The following is a 24446-nucleotide window of genomic DNA, read 5'->3' as shown; positions in this document are numbered from 1 at the left end:
TTATCAACCCATGATAGATTCATTAACCCCGCAATTCGTGCAGTAGACGCTGCTTTAAATCCCAAAGTGGCTGGGAAAGATCAACATGATATTCGTGCGGATTAAGATGTCGCAAAGTTTCTGAAGAAAAACGACACAGTCCATCCTCTACCCGTTTGCGAATTTCTGGCAATCGTGGCAGTGTATATACTAATTCTCCTTGGATAACAATAGGTTGCAATAATTCTTCTATCTCATAATGCACTATAGTTTTGCGTTTGTAAGTATGAATTGGGTGGAAAAGCGTCAACGGCTGTTCAGGATTCAGCTCTTCATCGTCCAGAGCAATTAAATCAGCAACCGCCATCCCGTCTTTTAGTAACCGTAATACTTTTTTCTTTCCGGGATTGGTAACTTTACTTGGATTTTCAGACACTTTAATGCACGGTTCCAATTTTCCATTCATCTCGTGCGCTACTAATTTATAGACGCCGCCCAGCGCTGGACAGTTATTCGAAGTAATTAAACTCGTACCAACACCGTAAGATGTAATCTGAGCACCTTGCAAAGCGAGTTCACGAATCGTCCATTCATCGAGATCGCTCGATGCTACAATACCGCAATCTGTCAATCCAGCAGCGTCGAGCATTTGCCGCGCTCGTTTGGAAAGGTAGGCCAAATCACCACTATCAATGCGAATAGCCTTCAGTGAACGGCCTTCTTTGCGCAATTCGTGACCCACTATAATAGCGTTTGGAACTCCACTATTGAGCACATCGTAGGTATCCACCAAAAGAACCGTAGCATCTGGAAATGTACGAGCATAGGCGCGAAACGCTTCCAATTCACTTGGAAAACTCTGAATCCAACTATGTCCTTGCGTTCCAGCTACTGGAATGTCAAAAGATTGTCCCGCCAAAACATTACTTGTAGAAGTGCATCCGCCAATGTAAGCTGCGCGCGATCCAAAAACTGCCGCATCAAGGTTTTGGGCACGTCTAAGACCCATTTCAATCACAGGTGCGTTTGGCGCAACCGGATTGACTTTAGCGGCATCAACAATACGCTGAGCTTTGGTTGCTATCAAACTTTGATGATTGACAAATGTAAGTACAGCTGACTCAATGAGTTGGACTTCAAAAATCGGTCCCTCAAAACGAAGCAGAGGTTCATTAGGAAAAACGATGGTTCCTTCCGGAACAGCATAAAGATCTCCTGTAAAGTGAAAATGGCGCAAAGCTTCTATAAAATCATCACCAAACAAATGCAATGAACGTAAATATTCCAGATCTTCTTCAGAAAATCGCACATGCTGTAAATACCAAACTACCTGTTCAAGTCCAGCTGCTATGACAAATCCATTGTTGCAGGGATTACTGCGATAAAACATATCAAAAACAACTCGTTGCTGATGTCGCCCAGCACAAAAATGGCCATACATCATGGTAAGCTGATAGAGATCGGTCAAAAGCGTTGTATGGCGGTTTCGATAAACAGGCAATCGAGAAATTTCCAAAATTCGCTCCGTCGCTTTTCTTGCAGCGAGTGACGAAGGTTCTTTCACCTTACACCTCTCCTCATTCATTCCATGTCATGTGAGATAGATTTTGTCAATCGAATGGTTTTTGGATAATATTGTATATTTGTTCAGCCAAGGCACTTTTCCCCGCAACAAGAATATCGCGAGTATGTAAAGAGTGCGGGTTGGCTTCCAAGCTTATCAAGGTACCCCCAGCTTCTTCTACCATTAACGTTCCGGCTGCCAAATCCCACACATTTAAATCAAACTCCCAAAACGCATCTATACGACCCACCGCGACATAAGCTAAATGCAGCGCAGCCGCACCCAAAGCCCGAAAACTTTTAGCCTCCACAGCTACTTCTGCTACCCGTTTTGTCCGCTCAAGGCGTGGCGCAATACGTACAGGCATTCCTGTCGCTACTACAGCGCGGCGCAATTCTGTAGTTGCTGATACTGTCACACGCCGTCCAGGAAACTCTTTCTGTGGCTGCTCAAGCCATGCTTCAACTGCAGTGTCTTCTGCTAAATAAACTCCTTGCCCACGAGCTGCCAAAAACATCTCATGACGATATGGATCGTAAATGCAAGCTGTTTGTACTTTACCATGAGAAGCGTAGGCAATGGAAACGACAGAAAGCGGCATACCGGAAACAAAATTGGTGGTTCCATCAAGCGGATCGACCAGCCAAAGATGCGGTTCGTCTGCTAACTCGAAGAGAGCTTTTGCTGCTGCCTCGCGACCAGGCTCTACTCCCTCCTCACCCAGAACTTGATGGTTTGGATGATGTTTTTCTATCCAAGCACGAATGGCTGCTTCTGCTGCTTTATCTACTTCTGTCACCACATCGGACAATGAAGTTTTTTCTCTAATTTCAAGCGCGGTGCCCAGTCGAACAGAGAACATCCGTCCAGCTTGCAGTGCAGCCCCAGCTGCTGTTGAAAGTAATGTATCCAAAGAAATCGAGGAATTTTGCACCCTGCATGTTCCTTTCTCATGATGATCCACACATTCGAAGGTCCTGTCCTTTTCATTCTCGCTACTGTATCCTAGCACATTGTGCCGCAGATTCGATAAAAGTTTGTTTACGAAAATCTTTTCCTTGCCATCTTCTAAATATGAAAGAAAAAAGCGGGACTCGACGAGAACATCATCTCTCAAGCTACCCGCGAAGCAGAAATACATATGATTTTTACAAGTTCTGCAGATTTCACCAGCTAACCCAACTGTGCATAAGCTACATCCAACTTAATTAGCCCATACATCTTTGACGTACTGACCTCTGTCCATGAGCTGCTGCAGCCAATTTTCAGCGTCTTTTTCCTGAACACCATACACCTTTTGATAGCTATGAATCATCTCTTGGTCTACTTCAGGTGCCATTTTCCTTCCATCTCCACAAACATATAGCCGTCCACCCTTTTCCAGAATGGATATCACTTCTTGAGCGTTCTGAGCCAGTAAATGTTGAACATATGTTTTAGGCATTCCTTCCTTACGGGAAAATGCCATGTGAAGCTTAACAAGGCCGTTCCTTTCAAACTCTTTCCATTCCTCACGATAAATAAAATCCGCTTCATTTCTGCATCCAAAGTAAAGATGGGCCGAACCTAACGATTTACCTTGTTTTTGCAGAACAGATCGAGCTTGCAAAAATCCCCGGTAAGGAGCGATGCCAGTCCCCGCTCCCACCATAAGAATAGGAGTCTCAGGGTTTTCAGGAAGTTGAAAGCCTGATTCTGGCGTGCGAATAAAGGCAACCACATGTTCTCCCGGCTGACGTTCAGCTAGATAATGAGAAGCAACTCCATAATATTCGCCTTGACCATTCCATGCTGGGCCTGCAACCACACCCACGGAAATGGAAAGTCGATGAGGATCTATCCGCGGAGAACTGGATATTGAATAATATCGTGGTTTGAGTGCCGGTAAAAGTTCTAAAAATCGTTCAAAAGGAATTTCACAAGCCTCATATTTTTCAAGCAAATCGAGCATAGTAACTCGTTTTTTGAGAATCTGTTCTTCATAAATACCCTTCTCCAACAGATTCTCCAACTCTCGTTTATGCGGTGGACATAGCGTATAAGAGGCAATTTCACGGATTTGAGCGCGTGTCGCCGCTTCTTGAAGTTCAACACTGTTCTGAAGAAGATCGACCAAAGCAACTGGCTGATTTAACGGCAAATGAGAGGCACCGGAGCCACTCGCCCTTAAAATTAATTGATCGCTCTCCGTCAAGTGAAAACGTTTTATGACTCGTTTTACGTTTTCTCTACGATTGCAAGCAAAAATGCCTAGGTGATCGCCTTCTTGATAAGAAACATCTGCAGGCAGTTCGATCTCGATATGTCTCGTACTTCTTCCGCTACCGACATGTTGGAGTTCGCGGTTGTCACGGACCACTCCATGAAACGCTTGATAAGATTCAGCCAGTGGCGTTTTTGCAAATCCACTGACAAACTGGATGTTTAAAGTGCCTTGATCCTTCTCCTCCTGTTCCCGAATCTGTAAGTTAAATGTTTTCACTGCATCCGCCAACATTTGAGCTTTCCAGTTATCCAAATCTTTTTCAAAATCACCGCTAGCATCAGCTTCACCGCGAGCCGAGAATCGGTTAGCCCCTTTTTCGGCAAGCTTTTCGTCAATCCAACGCGGAACCGCTTGATACGTACTTGACCAGTTATGGTCTCCACAACCGAGTACGGAATAGTTGACTCCCTTGAGCTGTCCTTCATCTACTTGTTCCAGCCATTGAACAAACTCCCTGGCATTGCTGGGGGGTTTGCCGTTATAAGAAGACGTAATAATCAGCAATGCGCCTTCTGTAGGCAATTTTCCTATATATTGGTTTGCAGGAGCAACTTCACTGCGAATCCCCTGGAATTGGGCCAGATCTGCAAGCTCTTTGGCAATCCGACTAGCTGTTCCCATGTCAGATCCATATAACACGAGTAGTGGTCGTTGATTGACACCTAAAATCTTAGGCACGGACGAACGAGGCTCTTCCTGTTTCTTGGTTTCCACACCTAAATTCAATTGGGATTCTGCCATATGAAGAAAGTTGGAAGTCTCTCGCAGCTGTACGCGAATGGTTAAATCGTCTGGCTTGAGGGTCAATGTTTGCTTGATTTTGAGTTGATAATTCATATGATCTATCAGTTGAAATTTTTGCAAAATCATGCCAAGCACTAAGCTTGCTTCATGAAGCGCAAATTGCATGCCAATACATGCTCGTTGACCATTACCAAACGGTTTATAGGCATGATTAGGCACTTGGTTTAAATCCGCAAATCGTTCTGGACGAAATTCTTCCGCATCTTCCCCCCATGCCTTTTTATCGCGATGAAGTTTGGGGATATGAACGAAAACGACCTCACCTTTTTGTATCTTGTATTTGCCACCAACCACAGTATCCTCTTTTGCATAAAGCGCAAACCCTGGAGCTGTTGGATAAAGGCGCAATGCCTCATTTAAAATCATGCGAATATATTTCAGTTGCAGTACCTCTTGATAAGTTGGAACTTCGCTTTTAAATACCGCATCCACTTCTTCATACGCCTTTTGAAGAACTTCAGGATGCTTTAACAAAAAATAAATAGCAAAAGACAAAAGTCCACTGGTAGTTTCATGTCCAGCAATCAAAAAAGTAATCATCTGATAGCGAATATTCGCATCATCGAGGGATTCCCCAGTTTCCGGATCAGTGGCATTCAACATTCTTGCCAGTAGATCGTTCTCCCCTTTATCTCCAGCATTTTTCCGATCCGATATCAATCTATCTACTAAAGAAAACATGGTTTGGATATCGCGATCAAACTGGCGTTTGGTAAGAACCATGAACTGATCTTGAATAGGTAACCGATTGCCTTTATGCATGGCCTCGTCTAATGCCCGAACCATGCTCAATATAAAGGGAATGGGTGTTTCTCGATAAAAGCTGTTAAATCGATAATTGAAACCACACAAGCCAATCGTATCAAGCGTTAATCTGGTCATATCTTCCGGTACACGAATACTTTCATCCGTATTCAACCGTGACCATTTCTGTACCAATTGCAACGCGATGTCCACCATTTTGGAGTGATAAGCTTTCATGGCCGGTTGACTAAATGCTGGCAAAAGTATGCGATGTGCTTTTTGCCAATTGATCTCCTCAGTCCAAGCCGTAAACAGGCCATCACCTGCGAAAGATCGCACATGGAGTAAATGGCCAATATTTTTATCAAACCGAGTCTCATCGCAAACTTCTTTTACAATTTCTGGGTCACTCGTAACAATGAATGATCGGCCTGGAAGTTCAAGCCTTATATTAGGACCCCACTCGTCCACCAAATGATCAAAAGAAGAACTGGGAGAGTCTTTATCAATCAGAGGCAAATTTCCAAGCAGCCCAAATTTCTTAGGTTGAGGAAAGGTTGAAAGTTTTTCCATGATGGAACCTCTTTTCACTGTTAAATCGGCATAGAATGACGTTCCCAATCTAAACATGAGCAATTACTCATATTTTTATTATATGAATATAAGCTCATATTTGCAAGAAGCTGCTGACCACTCAGTGAATCAAAATTAAAATTTAGATGAATCCATCGAGACTATCCAAATCAATTCTTTAAAAGAGGCATGAGATAATTTTTAAGAATATTTTTTAACTCCCGTACTCCATCCATCCGAATTTCCGATTTATCATGTGTAACCGGCAGTAAGGCTACCATGACCCGCAAACAAATATCCGCATGCAAATGACTCTCTTCCCTCGACATATGGGGTGCCCATAACGTCAATAGTCTAACCAATCTCGACATAACTTCGTTAAACAATAAATCTGTCGCCATTCCCTTGTAAGGTTGAAAAATAACACCAAGCGCTAAATGATGAACTTCGTATAAAACAATTTTTTCAATGAGATTGTCTAACTGCTCAGAAAAATTGCAGGAATGGAGTGTCCTTTCCAAAGATTCATCGAGAATATGATTTAAATCCATACGGTATTGATCAGCTAATGCCAACAATATGCTTTCTTTGTTTGGAAAAAATTGATAAACTGAGCCTATAGAGGTTTGAGCCCGTTTGGCTACAGCATTGGTTGTTAAGGTATCTAACCCCTCTTCAACAATCAGATCAGCAGCAGCATTGAGAATTTTTTGAACCCGTCGTTGTCCACGTGCTGTTTTCGGCTGCACATAATGGATATCGGCGTCATTTTCCATATCAATTATCCCTCACCGTATCGAAATCTCACCTGCAAGACGATTGCCGATCAATGCCAATTGGGCATGATGTAAATAATGATAATAGACAACCATGATTCACAACATTTCCATTCTAATCTGAAACTGATTCGACTTCACATAGAACTGGTCTAAGGCGGATAGACTAAAATAAATAATATTCCAAAATTTCACTTGTCTTTTTATCCCTGGTTCGTGGCTCTGGAGGGTATGAAATGAAAGAAAGAAGAACCGTTCATGATTCGCTCGGTCAAATGGAAATTCCCGCTGATGCCTATTATGGAGCTCAAACTGCGCGGGCTTTGCGCAATTTCCCTATTAGTGGACTCCGTTTGCCGCCTATTTTTGTAGAAGCGCAAGCACTCATCAAATGGGCCGCGGCCAAAGCTCATGCTCATCTTCACGCCCTGTCACCAGAACTGGCAGCAGCCATCTGTCAAGCTGCTGATGAAGTCATTGCAGGCCAGTGGAATCAATGGTTTCAAGTTGACATCTATCAAGCAGGCGCAGGTACTTCACAAAACATGAATGTCAATGAAGTGATTGCTACACGCGCTTCAGAAATTCTCCGCGGCACACGTGAAGAACCTTTAGCCGTCCATCCTAACGACCATGTCAACAAATCTCAGTCAACCAACGATACCATTCACGCCGCTATGAATTTATCCATGCTTTTGACACATCAACGTTTGGTCGATCCGTCTCTGGCTATTTTGGAAACCACTCTAGCTAAAGTTGCCCATCAGGCAGGTTCTGCAGTCAAAGCTGGGCGCACACATCTCCAGGATGCAGTACCTATGCGTATAGCTGACAGTTTCTTGGCATACGCCGAAAACATTCGACGCCATCGTGTATGGTTAAATGAGGCTAGTAGCGCACTGGCGGTACTTGGCTTAGGTGGAAACGCTGTAGGAACGGGTATCAATACTCCTCCAGGTTTTGCAGAACAAGCCATAACTTATCTGGCAGAAAGAACACAGCTTCCTCTCTGCCTCCCGGTTAATCCCTTCACCTTTAATCAAAATCCTGATGAAGTTGTATATTACGGGAACATCTTGCAAAGGACGGCAGAGGCCATTGGTCGTATTGCCAACGATTTACGTCTGCTAGCTTCTGGACCACGCACTGGATTGGCAGAAATTGAATTTCCTGCCGTACAACCTGGTTCCTCAATTATGCCCGGCAAAGTCAACCCAGTTATGGCAGAAATGATGAACATGGTAGTCTTCCAGGTGCAAGGTTGTCAATCGACCATTGCTCTGGCCGGATCGGCCGGACAACTGGAACTTAACGTCATGATGCCAGTCATGGCAGCAAACGCTCTGCATGCCATGACTATTTTAGCCAATGCCGTCAAACAATTTGCAGAGCAAGGAGTGGCAGGGCTGATTCTCCATACGGATGTTTCACGTCATTATGCTGAATCCAGTCTGTCTCTAGCTACTGCATTAAACGTCGCTATTGGCTACGAACGTGCAGCAGCAGTTGTTCATCAGGCACTGATAAATAATTGCAGCTTACTGGAGGCAGGGCAACAGCTCGGCTTGGATAGCCATCTGCTGCAATCAGCACTTGATATTGACAGACTGGCAGTGCCCGTTTCTCGTTATTTACCTAAATCTCGCTCAGACGTGGAGTCAAACCACCCAACCACGCCTGAGCCAAACGTTCATCAAGCAAATACAAATTGGCCAGAGAATGGAGATTAAATTCCTTCCTGGAATGACGAATGGGCCATTGGAATAGGTGTAGAAAGCAGAACTTCGGCCAACTTTTCAATTTCGGCGCTGTATGAACTGTCTGCCAGCCGAAATGGAACATGCTCGGTTACAAATTCGAGAATACGTAACGTAGCAGGTGCCATCTGTTCTTGACACCTGTTCATCAGCAGAGCGCGTGTCGCAGCAATAAGCTCTATCGCCACGACACGGGCACTGTTGTGCACCATTTGTCTTACTTGACGAGCCGCAATGGTCCCCATGGAAACATGGTCTTCCTGATTGGCAGAAGACGGAATGGAATCAACAGAAGCTGGATGAGCCAATACTTTGTTTTCTGATACAAGAGCTGCCGCAACATACTGAATGATCATGAATCCCGATTCCAAACCTGCCTCACCCGCCAAAAAAGCTGGAAGATTGCTAAGTTGAGGATTAACCAGTCGTTCAGTACGTCTTTCAGAAATATTTGCCCATTCCGCTACGGCTAATTTTAAAAAGTCAAAAGCAAGTGCCATAGGCTGCCCATGGAAATGACCGCCAGAAAGAATTCGCCCATCCGGTAAAACTATGGGATTGTCGGTTACTGCGTTCATTTCAATGGCAAGTTTGTCTTCAACATAATGAACAGCCTGCCAACTCGCGCCATGAACCTGGGGTGCGCAACGCAAGGAATACGCATCTTGCACGCGCACCTCTCCCTGATGAGTGGTGAGTCTGCTGCCACTCAATAAACCCAGAATCCTTTGAGCCACTTCAGCCTGCTCAGGATAGGGGCGTGTAGAGTGCAGTTCTGGCAAGAAAGCATCTGTAATGCCACCAAGAGCCTCCATGGTCAAAGCTAGTGCAGCATCTGCGGCTAAACCCAGGCGTCTAGCTTCCAATGTTGCCAACGCACCAACTGCTGTCATCGCTTGTGTTCCGTTAATCAGAGCCAGCCCTTCTTTGGCTGTCAATTGTACTGGTTGTAAACCCGCTTTTTGCAGAGCAGCCGCTCCGTCCATCACCACTCCCTGATATTCAGCTTGACCTTCGCCCATCAACACAAGCGCCATATGCGCCAACGGCGCCAAATCTCCTGAGGCGCCCAAGGAACCCTGACTAGGAATAACAGGATGTACACGACGGTTGATACAATCGACGAGCAGTTGCAATGTCTCCCTGCGAATACCAGAAAAACCTTTAACCAGTGCGTTCGTCCGTAATACGAGTAAGGCCCTTACCACATCCACAGGAAAGGAGTCACCGACACCCATAGCATGGGAACGGATTAAATTGACTTGTAATCTAGCCACATCTTCTTGCTGAATAGGCACATCTGCCAACTTGCCAAAACCGGTTGTCACCCCATAAACCACCTGTTTTTCAGCAATACAGCGTTCAATATGTTGTCTACTTGCTTCTACCTTTGCCCAAACCTCAGGTGATACACCAACTTGCCAAACCCCTTGGACGATCCGTTCTAATTCTTCCAAAGTCATGTCTGTTCCGTTCAACCAGTATACTTTCTGCTGTTCCATTTCTATTTGTCCCCTTTCTATTACTCTGTTGCTTTAGCATAAGAAAGGGACGACCCAGAGGGCCGCCCCAGAATGAACATCGTGGTTTTTCGAAAATCTTGCATAGCTTGCAAGGTTGTGGTGATATTGGCAGGAAACTTATTTTATGAAAACTATACTTGCTCATGATTCGCCACCCTGTTTAAAATGCCTCCAGTCTAAAGCAGAGTCTTTGAGCAACTCTTCAAAAGACTGATGATCGTCCTCTGCCGGATCAAACAACTCCGCGAAAGTGGCATCTGGATTTTCTTCTAATTTCTCTTTAGCAGAACGAGTCTGAATCTGCTTCTCTTTCTTCGACTTGTCACTTATACGAAGCGCAGTATCTTCATCTGGCTTCTCAGTCCTTTTTAGAGCGGACAGTTTCTCCGCCACTGCTGCTGAAAGAAACTCTTCCAAACGTGCGTTTTCTTCCGGTATAACGTTTTTTTTAGGTTTTGCTACCGGCTCCATTTTATCCATGGCGTAGTCAGGTTTCCATTCATCACGATGGTTTACTGTAGAAGCAGACTTCAACTTGTTTCTTTTCGCCATTGGCTCACCTTCATGTACGCAATTAACATTATTCTGCCACAACAGGCAAGTGCCTGTCGATAAATTCTAAAATCGCTTCTAATCTTTCTTTTCTTAACGAAGGTTTACCGCTACGAGACAAATCATGGTTGGCTTCAGGTATGCGCAACAGTTCCACTTCACGCCCTAATCTTTTCAAAATCGTATAAAACTGCTCAGCCTGTTCAATCGGACAGCGCATATCTAGTTCCGAATGAATCAAGAGCAGAGGCGTGCGAACCTGTGCTGCATAAGCGAGTGGAGATTGCCGCCAGAGTGTCTCCACATTGTCCGTAACGTCACCTTTTAATTCCGATTCAGTGAAAAAAGGTCCAATATCGCTTACGCCGTAAAAGGAAACAAAATTGCTAATGGAGCGTTGCGACACGGCTGCAAAAAAACGATGATCATGAGCTATCATCCAGTTGGTCATGAAACCACCGTAACTGCCACCTGTAATCGCAATTCGCTTGTCGTCAAGCACATCATGTTGTCGCAAAGCCATTTCAAGGCCGGCAAGAATATCCTGCATATCTTGACCACCGTAATCGCCCTGGACAGCATCAGCAAATTTTTGCCCGTACCCCACACTGCCGCGAGGATTGACAAAAACAAGAGCGTAACCCTGACTTACGAGATATTGAAATTCATGAAAAAAAGAATAGCTATATGCTGCCTGTGGGCCACCGTGAACTTCTAGTATAACTGGCACTTTGCCATCCACCATTTTGTCAGAATGATGAGGTAACATGACAAATCCTTGCAAACGCCAACCATCCGCAGCACTATACCAAAACGGTTGCACATCTACCCAATTCATCGAAGTTGCCCAAGCATTCGGATAATAAACCTGTTGTTCGTCATTCGGAAAACTGTTGGTTTCCCCTTCGTCCATACTGTCCGTTTCCTGACGCACTGGCCAAGCTGGCAGTCCCTGACCCAGTTGGCATTCTGCCAAATAACACGGTGTTTTCACGTCAGTATAAACATAGACAGCACGGCCTGCCTTGACATCAAAACCGTAAAGATCTCGCCGTCCACCTACCATGCGTTGCAATTCGCCGGTTTGGGCATCCACCCGCACCAACTCTGTCATAGCTTGGCGAGTGACGAGCAGATATACCCAACGCCCATCCTCCGACCATAGCGGCGGCGGAAGACTAACTCCCGCACGGAGATCACTCATGTTGTGATTGCCTGTAGCTTCTTGCCAATTTTGCATTAAACTCGTCCACTGACGAGTTTTCAGATCAAAACGATAAAGCCGTTCAAAAGTTGCATTGCCGTATTCTTTGCCATGAGCAAGTACGGCCAGTGCAGTTTCATCTGGTGATACGGAAAGACTATGAACATCCCATTCCTGGCTGAGCAGCGTCAATTTCCGTTCAGATAAAGAAAGTTCATATAGATCGCGCCAAAGACTTATTTCTGCATCAGAACGGCGATTGGATGCAAGATAGACGGCATTGTTTTTCAAGGAAAGGGCATAAGAAGAAACGTCATATGAACCTTCAGTCATAACTTCCACGGTTGAGCTCTGCAGATGAATCCGAACGAGTTGACGAAATACAGGAGATAAAATGCCTCTGCCATCCGCTTTATAGTACAATCTACGAAAACGCTTACTATGTGCCGACCAAGATTTTTGTTGTTCCAGAATCCAGTCTTTTACTTCTGTATCCTTCAACTCTTCTGGCCAAATTTCTATTTCCCCGCCTTCCGGTACATCCACCAATCCATACATCCATTCACCTTGCGCATCTAACTGAATATCGGAAATGCCTCGTAAAAAACGAGTCATCCGATAAGATTCTCCCCCATTGAGTGGCATGCACCATACTTGTGTCGATCCGTTTCGATCAGAGAGGAAATATAACTTGCTCTCATCAGGGGCAAAAACAGCTCGAGAATTAGACCGTCCTAATTGGGTCCACTGCTTGATGGTATGGGTTGAACGATGATATGCGTAAAGATGAGTTATATTCTCATCCTTGTCCACATCAGGCCGAGTTTGCTCAAAGACAATCCAATTCATTTGCGGTGAAAATATAGGCCGTTTAACAACCTGCAAGCGAAACAGATCGGAAATCTCAACACGCGTATGTTCCACCATCCCAAACCCCTCTCTCTGCGCTAAGCTAGTTCACATCCAGACTGCCTTCATCCTGAAGAAATGCAGCTAAAAATCGCTTCTCATCTTCTACTAATGATGGATGACTATCCAAATATTCGCGCAGCACCTGTTCTTCCAATGAATTGTTCACTTCACCGATTAAGATTCCTGCTGGCCAATCAGCAATTTTTCGATCATACAAAAGCTCCCACTGCTCTGCACCATCTTCCAGACAACGACGTGATACCTGCATGCGTATGCCTGGTTTTTCCTCTCCATCCCCTACATTGTCGAGATACATATACATTTCAAAATCATCCCATTGATGAGTCCAATCGAGCGGATCAAACTTAGCCATGAGTTGCCGCCTTTCTTAGCCGATATCATCATTTCATGACACTTCATTGATAGATGCATAGCACCATCTTAACATGTTAAAATAGATTTGTTGTAGAAAAGGACATACGTGATTTGTAGAGATGAAAGGGGGGGCACTGGTGCGTAGATTTTTTGAAATTCTGTTTGTCATCGCCATTATTGTTGTGGGTTATTATACTTTCCGTCCTCAGCCTGCGTTTCCATATAACGCAAGCAATGGTTACCTCTCAGTTCAATCGGTAGCCAACCAAGTGTCGTCCGCTCCTTAAAAAGATTGGACAGAGGTAACGAGAAAAATCTCAAAACAGGTCAGGGCTGTTCCAAAGTAAAACTAACTCTTATGGAACAGCCCTGATTTTATTGGGTACGGTAAACCATCTACTGAGTGAGCGTTATGCCAACAATTTTTTAACCTCTGCCGTCATCAAGGGCACTACTTCAAACAAATCACCCACAATGCCGTAGTCGGCCACTTGGAAGATGGGCGCTTCAGGGTCTTTATTGATTGCCACAATCACTTTCGACGATGACATACCGGCCAAATGTTGAATCGCACCTGAAATACCACAGGCGATATAAAGATCGGGTGTGACTACCTTACCTGTTTGACCAATTTGCATAGAGTAATCGCAATAGCCTGCATCGCAAGCACCACGAGATGCGCCAACTGCCGCTCCAAGCACCTCAGCCAGTTCACGTAAAGGAGCAAAACCTTCTTCACTTTTCACTCCTCGGCCACCGGAGACAATAATTTTCGCTTCCGTCAAATCCACACCAGTCGATGCCTTTTGAATAATCTCTTGAACTAAGGTTGCCAAATCCTGTTGTTCAAAAGACACAGAGAGAGCTTCCACGGTTCCCGCTTTACCTGCATCTTCTGCAAGCGGAGCAAGATTGTTGGGACGAATAGTAGCGACAACAGGGTTACTCTTAACAACAACTTTTGTAAATGCTTTGCCAGCATAAATGGGACGAGTAAACTGTAATTGGCCGTTGGTCAACTCGACAGCAATCGCATCTGAAACCTGTCCCACACCCAGACGTTGACTGATTACGGGAGCCAAATCCTTACCTATGGCTGAATGGGCCAATAAGATAAGTTCAGGAGAGAAAACTCGATAAATTTCCATCAAAGCCTTACGATATGCGCCAGGTGTATATTTCTCAAGTTCTGGCGCATCAACCACATAAACGCGATCGGCACCTGCCTTGCCAAGTCCTTCTGCCAAAGAACTCACTTGATGCCCCAAGAGAGCTACAGCCACTTCCCCACCTTCGGCAGCTTTTGTTGCTGCTCCGAGCATTTCCAATGTCACATTGCGCAATTTTCCATGACGTACATCAGCAACAACCAGTGCTTTTCGACTCATTCCAGTATCCTCCTTCAGAAATTTAACCAATCACTTTTTCTACAGAATGCAATGCTGTTACTAGTTCACTCACTTGTTGGGATAAATCTCCAGATAGAATCTTGCCAGCGGTTTTAGGCTGTGGCAGGAAAGTTTCAACCACTTCGCTTTTTCTGGCAATTTCCTCGGCAGTTAAACCGAGATCTGCCAAAGTCACGTGCGTAAGCGGTTTTTTCCCAGCTTTGCGAATACCTATCAGAGAAGGATATCGTGGATCGTTTAAGCCCTGTTGAGCTGTGACGAGAACTGGCAGAGTAGCCTTGACAATTTCTTCATCACCTTCTGCGTCACGATGACCAATGACTTCATTGCCGTTCACTTCAAGCTTGGTCAGCGTAGAGATATGCGGAATGCCAAGTTCTTCAGCCAATCGCACTGCTACTTGACCCGAACCGTCATCAACGGCTTGGTTGCCGGCAATAATCAGATCATATTGATCTTTACGAGCTATCGCCGCGAGAACTTTCGCAGCGGAATATTCATCACCAAACAGCTCAGAATCGTCTGCCAGTATGGCTTCATCTGCACCCATCGCCAATGCTGTACGCAGGGCCTCTTCACTGCGTGACGGGCCTACAGAAACTACCACCACTTCGGCGTCACCAGCTTCTTTGATACGGATAGCTTCTTCAATCGCATATTCATCATAAGGATTAATGACAAAACGGACACCATCTTCTTGAACTTGCCCATCTTGAAGACGAATTTTTTCTTCCGTATCGAAGGTTTGTTTAACCAAGACCAGAATTTTCAACGTTTATTCTCCTCCTGTGGACGTTATTTTCTTTTGCTCGCAATTTTGATGCAAGCCATGCAAGAGTACGTCAACCACATCGTTTGATAAATCTGCAAGCGCATATTTACTTCCAGTCAAAACCCAAGCTGTTACAGTTTCATCCATGGTTCCAAAAATCATCCGACGTGCAATTCTATGATTGAGAGCCGGACGAAACACACCTTGTTGCTTGCCTTCTTCAATCAGTCCATCCACAAGATTGTAAAAAGGCTTAACGATATCTCCTACCTGCCTGCGAATATCTGCATCAACTTGGCGCAGATATACCTGTGTAACCATGGCAAGCGCCGGATTGGCTCCGAGATGACTGAAATAGAGATGAATCAGCGTGGACAACTTGTCATCCACATGGGATTTCAGAGGCAGCTTTTGCTCGCACTCTTCGACAATCTGACCAATCGCTGTACGCAAAATGGACACTAGAATATCCTCTTTGTTTTTGAAATACAGATATACTGTGCCGTCTGCCACGCCAGCCTCCCTAGCGATGCGAGAAATCTGCGCGCCATGGTACCCATACTTAGACATGACAGCAATCGCGGCTCGCAGGATAGCACTGTGCTTGGCATCATCACGTTCCTTAGCGATGGCCCCTCCCCTCCTCTAATGAATGAACAGTCATTCACTATTTGTAGAGTACACCTCGATGAATAAGCTGTCAACTGTCCTATCTGCTTTCAAGATGCCTGAAAGGCAAGTTTCCTGTATACTAGAGAAGAACACTGAACGGTACATGAAGGGAAGGTAAACCATATGATGCCGACACACTCTTCTGAAGAGTGGACCAAAGCGCATATCCAAGTTAATGACAATTTGAACCGACTGCTTGGCGCGTTGCGGGATTACGGCTACAATCCCAATCTTCATATTTCTTACGACCGGGAAGAGCACCATCTTCAGGTCGATCCGGCCATTCTTAACAAACATCCAGATATTAAAATGCTTTTTTTGGACTATTTGTCCGCTTGTCGAGAACGTGATGCTGCACTCGATAAAATTCAACAGTTGCCGAAGATGGACTTAGGATTTCAACAGCAACCTTAAAAAGAGGAATCATCCACTTTTCAAAACACTATTTTTATTTTAACTCTCCAGTTGTCACTTCCTTTACCATGAAAAAGCCTCCATCTCCACACTATCCGTGGATTTGGAGGCTCTTTTTTGGCTTCTTTCTTTTCAAAACAACTGGAAGTTGATATCCGCATACTGCAATACTTTACTGTACCTGACAAAGAGAATGGAATGACGCATGAAGATTCGAATCAGATGGCAGGCAGCGAAATAGGTTTGTCAGAGAGAACGTCGGCAAGCGTTAAATTATCAAGAGCAGCTATCAGAGCTTCCATCACACGCAGCCAAACAGAGCGTGTATGACAAGTAGAAACGCGATCACAAAGCAGTTCAGGACTCAAATTGTCCTCACTTACGCAAGCCATAGGTGAAAGAGAGCCTTCCAGAAAACGCATCAAACTGCCAACAGAAATTTCTGATGCCGGACGACTCAACATAAAGCCTCCATTGACACCTCGAACACTCCGTAGAAAACCAGCTTTGCGCAATTGGGAAACAATCTGATCTAAAAATTGCTCTGGGATGCCTTCTTCGAGAGCAACTGTAGGCAACGCTACGGGAGTCTGCGTCCCCGCTCGCTCGGCAATCGCCACCATAGCGCGCAAACCATACTCCGTTCGCTTCGATACCTTCATTGTTCATCCCCTCGCTTTGTGCAGGTTCTCATTTGCTTCTCAGTGAAAATCCTGACTGCTTTCTGGCTGTCAATCCAAGTGAATCCATACTTCCTCGCCGCGTACTTCTGTCTGATAAGTTTGCAGTGGAATATAGCAGGGAAACGCTGTTGCTTCACCTGTTCGTACATCAAACTTACCACCATGCTTGGGACAAGAGACAATGTTTCCTTCCAACCGACCATTCGTCAACTGTTGTGCCGCATGTGTGCAAACATCCGAGGTAGCAAACAAACCGTCTTCCGTATGAAACAAACCAATATCCTCCATGCCAACTTCTACATGAAGCATTTGTCCAACCGGGATCTCAGATAATTGAGCGATTTTGACCCAACCCAAATCTCCATTCCTCCTGCTAAAAACGACTGTAAAGCACGACTTGCCAAGATATCTTGGCAAGTCTGCAGATACAGGCCGTATTAACCAATCGAACCTTCCATCTCAAATTTGATCAGTCGATTCATCTCAACTGCATACTCCATAGGCAACTCACGAGTAAACGGCTCAATAAAGCCCATGACAATCATCCGCGTTGCATCTTCCTCAGAAATGCCTCGACTCATGAGATAAAATAGCTGTTCCTCAGAAACCTTGGATACAGATGCTTCATGTTCCAAAGTGACATCGTCATTCATAATTTCATTGTATGGAATGGTATCCGACGTAGAGTCATCATCCATAATCAGTGTGTCACACTTGATATTCGCTTTGCTCCCTACAGCGTTTGGCGCAAATGATGCTAAGCCCCGATAGGTCGTTTTGCCACCATGTTTGGAAATGGATTTAGAGACGATGGTCGACGTTGTGTTAGGGGCGTTATGCACCACTTTGGCGCCAGCATCTTGATGCTGTCCACGTCCACCAACAGCAATGGAGAGTACCATCGCTTTAGCACCCTCGCCCATCATATATACAGACGGGTATTTCATGGTCAATTTGGAGCCAATGTTGCCATCCACCCATTCCATCGTTGCATCACGATAAGCCACTGCACGTTTGGTTACCAAATTATAAATATTGGGCGCCCAGTTTTGAATTGTCGTATAGCGGCAACGGCCCCTATCCTTGACAATAATTTCAACCACGGCACTGTGCAACGAATTGGTGCTGTATACAGGGGCAGTACAACCTTCCACATAATGCACAAAGGAATCTTCATCGGCAATAATCAGCGTGCGCTCGAATTGCCCCATATTTTCTGAATTGATTCGGAAATATGCCTGCAATGGAACTTCACAACGCACACCTTTGGGAACATAGATAAAACTTCCGCCACTCCACACAGCAGAATTGAGCGCTGCAAATTTATTGTCTTCCGGAGGCACGACCGTGCCAAAATACTCTTTAAAAATCTCTGGATGCTCACGCAACGCCGTATCGGTGTCGGTGAAGAGAACACCCATTTCTTCTAAATCTTTTCGCATGGAGTGATAAACAACTTCCGATTCGTACTGGGCTGATACACCTGCCAAAAACTTCTGCTCAGCTTCTGGAATTCCCAAGCGGTCAAACGTATTCTTAATTTCTTCTGGAACTTCTTCCCATGTCTTCCCTTTTCGTTCAGAAGGCTTGACATAATAGGTAATATCATCAAAATCGAGCTCGGACAAATTACCGCCCCATCGCGGCATCGACTTTTCAAAGAAAATATCCAAAGAACGGAGACGAAAATCAGTCATCCAACCCGGCTCATTCTTCATCATGGAAATCTCTTCAACTGTCTTACGTGTCAAGCCCTTTTCAAATTTGACAACCGATATATCGCGATCGCGAAAACCATATTGATACTCTTCCATATCCGGCAATGGTTTAGCCATCTCGTAGACCTCCCATTCATGTGAATTCAATGAATCCAACCTAACCATTCTGCTTATGAATTTGTCTTAGCCGCATTGTCCAACGCTTGCCAAGCTAACGTCGCACATTTAATTCGAGCTGGAAATTTTGACACTCCTTGTAAAGCTTCCAAATCTCCCAATGCTTCCGCATCAACTTCTTCACCGCGCATCATGGCACGAAATTGATGAGCCAATTCAAGAGCTTTATCGACTGATTGCCCCTTGATGGCTTCCGTCATCATGGATGCTGACGCCATAGAAATGGAACAGCCGCTACCTTCAAACCGCACATCCTCAACCTTACCGTCTTGCAAAAGTAGTTGCAGACGAATTTCATCGCCACAAGAAGGATTGCGCAGTTCCACACTGACTGCCGCTTCTTCCAACTTGCCTTGATTGCGCGGATGCTGGTAATGATCCATAATCACTTGACGGTACAATTCATCCAATTGCATGAGCGAAGAACTCCTTTGCCGATTCCAAACCAGACACCAGTGCATCAATATCGGCTTTTGTATTGTAAAGATAAAAACTCGCCCGCGCCGTGGCCGCTTGATGAAGCCATCTCATTAAGGGTTGAGCACAATGGTGACCAGCGCGAATGGCAATGCCCTCTGAATCAAGCACTGTGGAAACATCATGCGGATGCACACCCTTCAAATTGAAGGTCACCAAACCGGCACGCTGTGAACCTGGTGCTGGTCCGTAAATCTCAAGCCCTTCCATTTTCGACAATTGCTCCATAGCGTATTGGGCGAGTTGACTGTCGTGTTGATGAATGTCCTCCATGCCCACCTGTTGCAAATAATCAATAGCAGCTCCCAGACCTACCGCACCAGCAATGATAGGAGTTCCACCTTCAAACTTCCAAGGAGTTTCCTTCCAAGTGGATTGTTCCAACTCCACCAAGTCAATCATTTCTCCGCCAAAATACGTTGGCTCCATCTCGTCGAGCCATTCCTTTTTGCCATATAACACACCGATACCTGTAGGGCCACACATTTTATGACCGGAAAAAGCGAGAAAATCGCAATCCAAATCCTGAACATCCACGGGCATATGCGGTACACTTTGCGCGCCGTCTACAACCATTAGCGCTCCCACCTGGTGGGCCATAGCGCCAATTTCTTTAATGGGGTGAATCGTCCCCAAAACGTTGGAAACGTGCTGAATAGCGACTATTTTTGTGCGATCGCTCAATTTGCTGCGCACTTCATCCAAATCCAAATTTCCATCTGGCAAAAGTGTTAGGTAAACCAGCTTTGCCCCCGTTACTCGTGCCACTTGCTGCCAGGGCACCAAATTGCTATGATGCTCAGCAGGCGTCAGCACTATCTCATCACCTTGCTGTAAACGCAAACGTGCCCAACCGTATGCTACCATATTAATGGACTCTGTAGTCCCTCGCGTAAAGATGATTTCCTCTGGACGATCCGCTTGAATAAAATCGGCCACTTTTTCTCGAGCCCGCTCATAGGCTTCCGTTGCACGACTACCCAGCGTGTGTACACCTCGATGAACGTTAGCATTGTCCATCTCGTAGTAACGGCGCAACACGTGTAACACAGATTGTGGCTTTTGGGATGTCGCCGCACTATCCAAATATACGAGTGGGTGTCCATTGATGCTTTGATCTAAAATGGGAAAATCTTTGCGCAGTTGTGTGGGATTGAACATCATCAATCCAACTCCTTTTCCAAACGCGCTACAAACGCTTCACGCACTGCCTCTTCTACAGGCAAACTGAGAATCGTCTCTTCAAAATATCCCCAGATAATCATGCGTGTTGCTAATTTTTCTGAAATTCCCCGTGACATGAGATAATAGATCTGATTGGGATCGATTTTCCCAACACTGGCCGCATGGCCGCAACGCTTTACATCATTCTCATCAATCAGAAGCATGGGAATGGCATCGGCGCGTGCCGTAGAATCAACCAGAATCATCCGGTCATGCTGCTCACTACCCGCTTCCACAGCACCTTTAACAATTTCTGTGCAAGAACGAAATACCGCATTGGCTTTTTGCCGCAATACTCCATGCATGACAATGTCACTCTCCGAATATCGTCCGGCATGTGTCATTTTAGCGGTTAAATCATGGTGCATACGCCCCACCGCAGTACCTAATACACGCGTGTTGGAACGTGACCCATTGCCATCCAGCAAACTCTCTATATCGGACACAGCCAAACCGTCACCCGTGCTCGCTGCATACCAGTTAACTTCTGCATCTTTGCCCAACTTAGCACGGCGTGTATAAAACCGATACGGTCCTGCAAGAATTTCATCGATCAAGCCAATCTCTAAACGCGCGTCATTCTCAGCCACCACTTCCCACACATCCGACGTGGCAGCAGCAGAAGTAGCCGCAGGCTTCGCAAATTGCATCTCTGCCACACGAGCCTTAGCACCTGTGTCTGCAATGACCAATGTACGAGGATAGGCACTCTCTAGAGCTTCTTCTTCCGAGCGAATGATGAGAATGTCTGAAGACACTTCTACATGACGTGGAATATAGAGCAGCACACCAGCCTGAAATGCAGCCGCATTCAAAGCCGCCCACTTGGAATGTGAAGAAGGAACTACACTTCCCAGATATTTTTCAAGCAAATGACGATGTGTATGGCTTGCCTCATGCAAACTCATGAGGACGACGCCATTTTTCTTATCTTCTTCTGTCAGGCGAATCGCTTCAATTCGATTCCCTAAAATCAAAACAGCCGATCCTGTTACAGACTCAAACAGTTTTCTCGCTTCCAAGTGACTCCCAGTAGAAGGACTTTTTTCTACAACTTCAAACTGACAGCGCTTCAAATCCGTTTTCTCTAACCAAGGTTTTTCTAATGTTTGAAAAGAAGTCCATGCAGACTCACGCCAATCTGCTAGCCAATCTGCTTCCTGCAACTGATGACTGAGCGCACGCCCTACAGAGGCGCTGACGACATTTTTCTCTGTCACAACAGACCCTCCTTACACGCCAGCCTGGACAGATTCGTCTTCAATGCCCAGTTCAGCCTTGAGTTCATCATACCCGTGCGCCTCAAGATATTCGGCAAGTTCCCGGCCACCCGATTTCACAATCCTGCCTTGCATCATGACATGAACGCGATCGGGCACAATATAATTCAACAGACGTTGGTAGTGTGTAATGATGAGAAAACCTGTTTGCGGAGATTTCAAATTATTTACGCCTTCCGCAACAATCTTCAACGCATCAATATCCAAGCCAGAATCGATTTCATCCAAAATAGCGATCCGTGGTTCGAGCATGCTCATTTGCAAAATTTCGTTTCTCTTTTTTTCTCCGCCTGAGAACCCTTCGTTCAAATAGCGCTCTGCAAAGCTTGCGTCTATATTCAATTTCTTCATTTTTTCCTGTAATTGACGGTGGAACTTTAACACTGGAATTTCGTTTCCCTCGCCGGCACGAGCATTTAAGGATTGGCGAATAAAATTGGCATTAGATACACCTGGGACCTCAGCAGGATATTGCATGGCCAAAAAGAGTCCGGCACGAGCCCGTTCATCCACGGACATACTGAGTAAATCTTGGCCATCCAGAGTGACACGCCCACCTGTGACCTCGTATTTGGGATGTCCCATCAAAGCGGAAGCGAGTGTACTTTTACCCGTGCCATTCGGACCCATAATGGCATGAATCTCTCCGCCTCCAACTGTCAAATCCAATCCTTTGACAATCTCCTTGCCTTCAACCGTGACGTGTAATCCTTCAATGACCAACTGTGGAACAGACATCACCATATCCTCCTCACTCAAGCGACCCTCATCATTTTGATGAGAGCCGTTTAACACCATTCATGGCTTCATACATCCATTGGCATAATGTCTTAAAGTTGACTGTTTGAGTCATGTTTCATTCTCAATGTACCATATTGCTGATGAAAATCAAGGGTAACTGCGCATACATGTACCTTGAATTAACTTCGCATACCCTTTTGTCTACAAAATGTCTACAAATAAAGAAGGCAAAGACAGTGTAGTAAAGTTTCGCACTGTCTTAACCTTCTCCAAGAATCCAGGCAAACATACTGGGAATCCACCCACAACAGATAGTTGTGTGAAAGCCTTTAAAACAAATATTTAAAAACCAGCTTCGCTTCCTCAGACATCATTTCTTTATCCCAAGGCGGATCAAACGTCAATTCTACTTCGACTTCTTGCACACCTTCCAAAGAAAGCAACGTGTCCTCAATTTGTTGCTTTAAATCGTCGTAGGCCGGGCAACCCATAGCCGTCAATGTCATGGTTACTTTAATTTTGCGGCCTTCTTCGAGTATATCGATCCCGTAGACCATGCCCAGGTTGACAATGTCAATCTGTATTTCCGGATCGAGCACATCCATCAACATATTGCGAACGACTTCCTCCGTAACCATAAAAACCCCTCCTCTCAGGAGACAAGATTGGACAACGGAGTATACGGCAATCCTAATGAATCAGCTACCGCCTGATAGGTTACATGCCCACGGTATACATTGACACCTTTGGCCAGTGCCTCATTTGCAGCAACCGCTTTTTCCGCTCCCAAATTCGCAAGTTGTAACGCATAAGGGATGGTGACGTTGGTCAATGCAAGCGTAGAGGTACGTGGCACAGCTCCTGGCATATTGGCAACAGAGTAATGCAACACGCCATATTTTTCAAATACAGGTTGGTCATGAGTGGTGATTCGATCAATAGTTTCAATACTCCCACCCTGATCAATGGCCACATCGACAATCACGCCACCAGGATTCATACCCTGCACCATTTCAGCGGTTACCAGTTTAGGAGCACGGGACCCTGGTATCAGGACTGCACCCACCAACAAATCAGCACCTTCAATCTCCTGACGCAAATTGTAGGCATTGGACATGATGGTACGTATACGTCCCTGAAAGACATCGTCAAGGTAGCGCAAACGCGAAAGGTTCGTATCCAGTATGGTTACAGAAGCACCCAAGCCCATGGCCATACGCGCCGCGTTTGTCCCCACTATACCTCCTCCCACAATGACCACTCGAGAAGGCGGCACGCCGGGAACACCACCAAGTAATTCACCACGTCCACCATGTGCTTTCTCCAGAAAATGCGCTCCAATTTGAATCGACATGCGACCAGCCACTTCACTCATGGGCGAGAGCAACGGCAAACTCCTATCGGGCAATTGCACCGTTTCATAGGCTATCGCCGTACAACCGCTATCCATCAACGCCTTCGTCAGTTCAGGTTCTGGAGCCAGATGCAAGTATGTAAACAAGGTCAAGTCTTGACGAAAATATCCAAACTCTTCCGGAAGCGGTTCTTTGACTTTCATGACCATCCCAGCTTGTCCCCAAACATCTGCAGCTGATGGCACAATTTTCGCACCGGCTTCTTCATAGACACTGTCCGTGAAGCCACTGCCCAATCCTGCCCCAGCTTCCACCAAGACCGTATGACCATCTAACTTCAACGCGTGAACACCTGCCGGCGTAATAGCCACACGATTCTCATTATTTTTAATCTCTTTCGGAACCCCCACTATCACCTTTTCCAACCTCCTCGCTATTTGCCAATCCTCAGGCGGCGCCATCAGTGTAAATCAGACCACCCCAGAAACGCAATTG

Annotated in this window: 23 protein-coding genes; 3 read left to right on the top strand and 20 right to left on the bottom strand. The window is 45.5% G+C overall.

All coding sequences use genetic code 11. From position 1 onward, the window contains the following. Positions 1-22 precede the first annotated feature (22 nt). The 4 genes from BUA75_RS01795 to BUA75_RS01780 all read right to left on the bottom strand — a co-directional run bounded on the left by BUA75_RS01795 (position 23) and on the right by BUA75_RS01780 (position 6706). Positions 23-1543: a nicotinate phosphoribosyltransferase gene (locus BUA75_RS01795; protein ID WP_255567366.1), complete on the bottom strand. Its 1521-nt coding sequence runs from the start codon at positions 1541-1543 to the stop codon at positions 23-25. A gap of 46 nt (positions 1544-1589) precedes the next feature. Continuing rightward, positions 1590-2456, bottom strand: a complete 867-nt coding sequence (locus BUA75_RS01790) for an inositol monophosphatase family protein (RefSeq protein WP_242650226.1) — start codon at positions 2454-2456, stop codon at positions 1590-1592. 291 nt (positions 2457-2747) lie between these two features. Continuing rightward, positions 2748-5930 carry a bifunctional cytochrome P450/NADPH--P450 reductase gene (locus tag BUA75_RS01785; protein ID WP_072872865.1) on the bottom strand — a complete coding sequence of 1061 codons (3183 nt, stop codon included), beginning with the start codon at positions 5928-5930 and terminating at the stop codon, positions 2748-2750. A gap of 170 nt (positions 5931-6100) precedes the next feature. Next, on the bottom strand, positions 6101-6706 hold the full coding sequence (locus tag BUA75_RS01780) for a TetR/AcrR family transcriptional regulator (protein ID WP_072872864.1): 606 nt from the start codon (positions 6704-6706) through the stop codon (positions 6101-6103). Positions 6707-6942: 236 nt separating this feature from the next. Here BUA75_RS01780 and BUA75_RS01775 point away from each other — a divergent pair, with 236 nt between their 5' ends. After that, complete coding sequence (locus BUA75_RS01775) at positions 6943-8436, top strand: lyase family protein (protein ID WP_072872863.1); 1494 nt, start codon at positions 6943-6945, stop codon at positions 8434-8436. Here the strand turns inward: BUA75_RS01775 and hutH are convergent. The 4 genes from hutH to BUA75_RS01755 form a co-directional block, all read right to left on the bottom strand. After that, positions 8433-9965: a histidine ammonia-lyase gene (hutH, locus tag BUA75_RS01770; RefSeq protein WP_072872862.1), complete on the bottom strand. Its 1533-nt coding sequence runs from the start codon at positions 9963-9965 to the stop codon at positions 8433-8435. The genes BUA75_RS01775 and hutH overlap by 4 nt on opposite strands. A gap of 162 nt (positions 9966-10127) precedes the next feature. Then, positions 10128-10580: a hypothetical protein gene (locus BUA75_RS01765; protein WP_207549678.1), complete on the bottom strand. Its 453-nt coding sequence runs from the start codon at positions 10578-10580 to the stop codon at positions 10128-10130. Further along, the gene (locus BUA75_RS01760) at positions 10567-12669 is read right to left on the bottom strand and encodes a S9 family peptidase (RefSeq protein ID WP_072872860.1); all 2103 of its coding nucleotides are present in this window, start codon (positions 12667-12669) and stop codon (positions 10567-10569) included. Before BUA75_RS01760 ends, BUA75_RS01765 begins: the two co-directional genes overlap by 14 nt. 25 nt (positions 12670-12694) lie before the next feature. After that, positions 12695-13027, bottom strand: coding sequence for a hypothetical protein (locus tag BUA75_RS01755; protein ID WP_072872859.1), 333 nt, complete (start codon positions 13025-13027; stop codon positions 12695-12697). A gap of 139 nt (positions 13028-13166) precedes the next feature. On the opposite strand from BUA75_RS01755, the gene BUA75_RS15810 reads away from it, so the two are divergent. Next, positions 13167-13316, top strand: coding sequence for a hypothetical protein (locus BUA75_RS15810; RefSeq protein WP_165611920.1), 150 nt, complete (start codon positions 13167-13169; stop codon positions 13314-13316). 123 nt (positions 13317-13439) lie between these two features. Here BUA75_RS15810 and BUA75_RS01750 read toward each other — a convergent pair whose 3' ends face one another. Genes BUA75_RS01750 through fadR form a run of 3 tightly spaced genes read right to left on the bottom strand, consistent with a single transcriptional unit; the run spans position 13440 to position 15840 of the window. Next, entirely contained in the window at positions 13440-14417 is a 978-nt protein-coding gene (locus BUA75_RS01750; RefSeq protein WP_072872858.1) for an electron transfer flavoprotein subunit alpha/FixB family protein, read from the bottom strand. A gap of 22 nt (positions 14418-14439) precedes the next feature. Further along, on the bottom strand, positions 14440-15210 hold the full coding sequence (locus BUA75_RS01745) for an electron transfer flavoprotein subunit beta/FixA family protein (protein WP_072872857.1): 771 nt from the start codon (positions 15208-15210) through the stop codon (positions 14440-14442). Between the two features lie 3 nt (positions 15211-15213). After that, positions 15214-15840 (bottom strand): fatty acid metabolism transcriptional regulator FadR, encoded by a 627-nt coding sequence (fadR, locus tag BUA75_RS01740; protein ID WP_072872856.1) that lies wholly within the window; start codon positions 15838-15840, stop codon positions 15214-15216. Between the two features lie 168 nt (positions 15841-16008). Between fadR and BUA75_RS01735 the strand changes: the two genes are divergently transcribed. Next, positions 16009-16296: a hypothetical protein gene (locus BUA75_RS01735; RefSeq protein WP_072872919.1), complete on the top strand. Its 288-nt coding sequence runs from the start codon at positions 16009-16011 to the stop codon at positions 16294-16296. A gap of 218 nt (positions 16297-16514) precedes the next feature. Here BUA75_RS01735 and BUA75_RS01730 read toward each other — a convergent pair whose 3' ends face one another. The 9 genes from BUA75_RS01730 to ald all read right to left on the bottom strand — a co-directional run bounded on the left by BUA75_RS01730 (position 16515) and on the right by ald (position 24367). Beyond that, entirely contained in the window at positions 16515-16958 is a 444-nt protein-coding gene (locus BUA75_RS01730) for an RrF2 family transcriptional regulator (RefSeq protein ID WP_072872855.1), read from the bottom strand. Positions 16959-17027: 69 nt separating this feature from the next. Further along, positions 17028-17336: a non-heme iron oxygenase ferredoxin subunit gene (locus BUA75_RS01725; protein WP_072872854.1), complete on the bottom strand. Its 309-nt coding sequence runs from the start codon at positions 17334-17336 to the stop codon at positions 17028-17030. Positions 17337-17416: 80 nt separating this feature from the next. Beyond that, positions 17417-18814 (bottom strand): Fe-S cluster assembly protein SufB, encoded by a 1398-nt coding sequence (gene sufB, locus BUA75_RS01720; protein WP_072872853.1) that lies wholly within the window; start codon positions 18812-18814, stop codon positions 17417-17419. 53 nt (positions 18815-18867) lie between these two features. Then, positions 18868-19290, bottom strand: a complete 423-nt coding sequence (gene sufU / locus BUA75_RS01715) for a Fe-S cluster assembly sulfur transfer protein SufU (RefSeq protein WP_072872852.1) — start codon at positions 19288-19290, stop codon at positions 18868-18870. Next, positions 19277-20515, bottom strand: a complete 1239-nt coding sequence (locus BUA75_RS01710; protein WP_278247823.1) for a cysteine desulfurase — start codon at positions 20513-20515, stop codon at positions 19277-19279. Before BUA75_RS01710 ends, sufU begins: the two co-directional genes overlap by 14 nt. Next, positions 20515-21795, bottom strand: a complete 1281-nt coding sequence (locus BUA75_RS01705; protein ID WP_072872851.1) for a SufB/SufD family protein — start codon at positions 21793-21795, stop codon at positions 20515-20517. The genes BUA75_RS01710 and BUA75_RS01705 overlap by 1 nt, the downstream gene beginning before the upstream one ends. A 12-nt stretch (positions 21796-21807) precedes the next feature. After that, entirely contained in the window at positions 21808-22593 is a 786-nt protein-coding gene (sufC, locus tag BUA75_RS01700) for a Fe-S cluster assembly ATPase SufC (protein WP_072872850.1), read from the bottom strand. A 332-nt stretch (positions 22594-22925) separates the two neighbouring features. Then, the gene (locus BUA75_RS01695) at positions 22926-23234 is read right to left on the bottom strand and encodes a metal-sulfur cluster assembly factor (protein WP_072872849.1); all 309 of its coding nucleotides are present in this window, start codon (positions 23232-23234) and stop codon (positions 22926-22928) included. A 14-nt stretch (positions 23235-23248) separates the two neighbouring features. Then, positions 23249-24367, bottom strand: coding sequence for an alanine dehydrogenase (gene ald / locus BUA75_RS01690; protein ID WP_072872848.1), 1119 nt, complete (start codon positions 24365-24367; stop codon positions 23249-23251). Between the last annotated feature and the right edge of the window lie 79 nt (positions 24368-24446).

This window comes from Alicyclobacillus tolerans, from assembly GCF_900142255.1.
GTDB classification, from domain to species: Bacteria; Bacillota; Bacilli; order Alicyclobacillales; family Alicyclobacillaceae; genus Alicyclobacillus_I; species Alicyclobacillus_I tolerans.
This window is presented reverse-complemented; position numbering and strand designations above follow the sequence as displayed.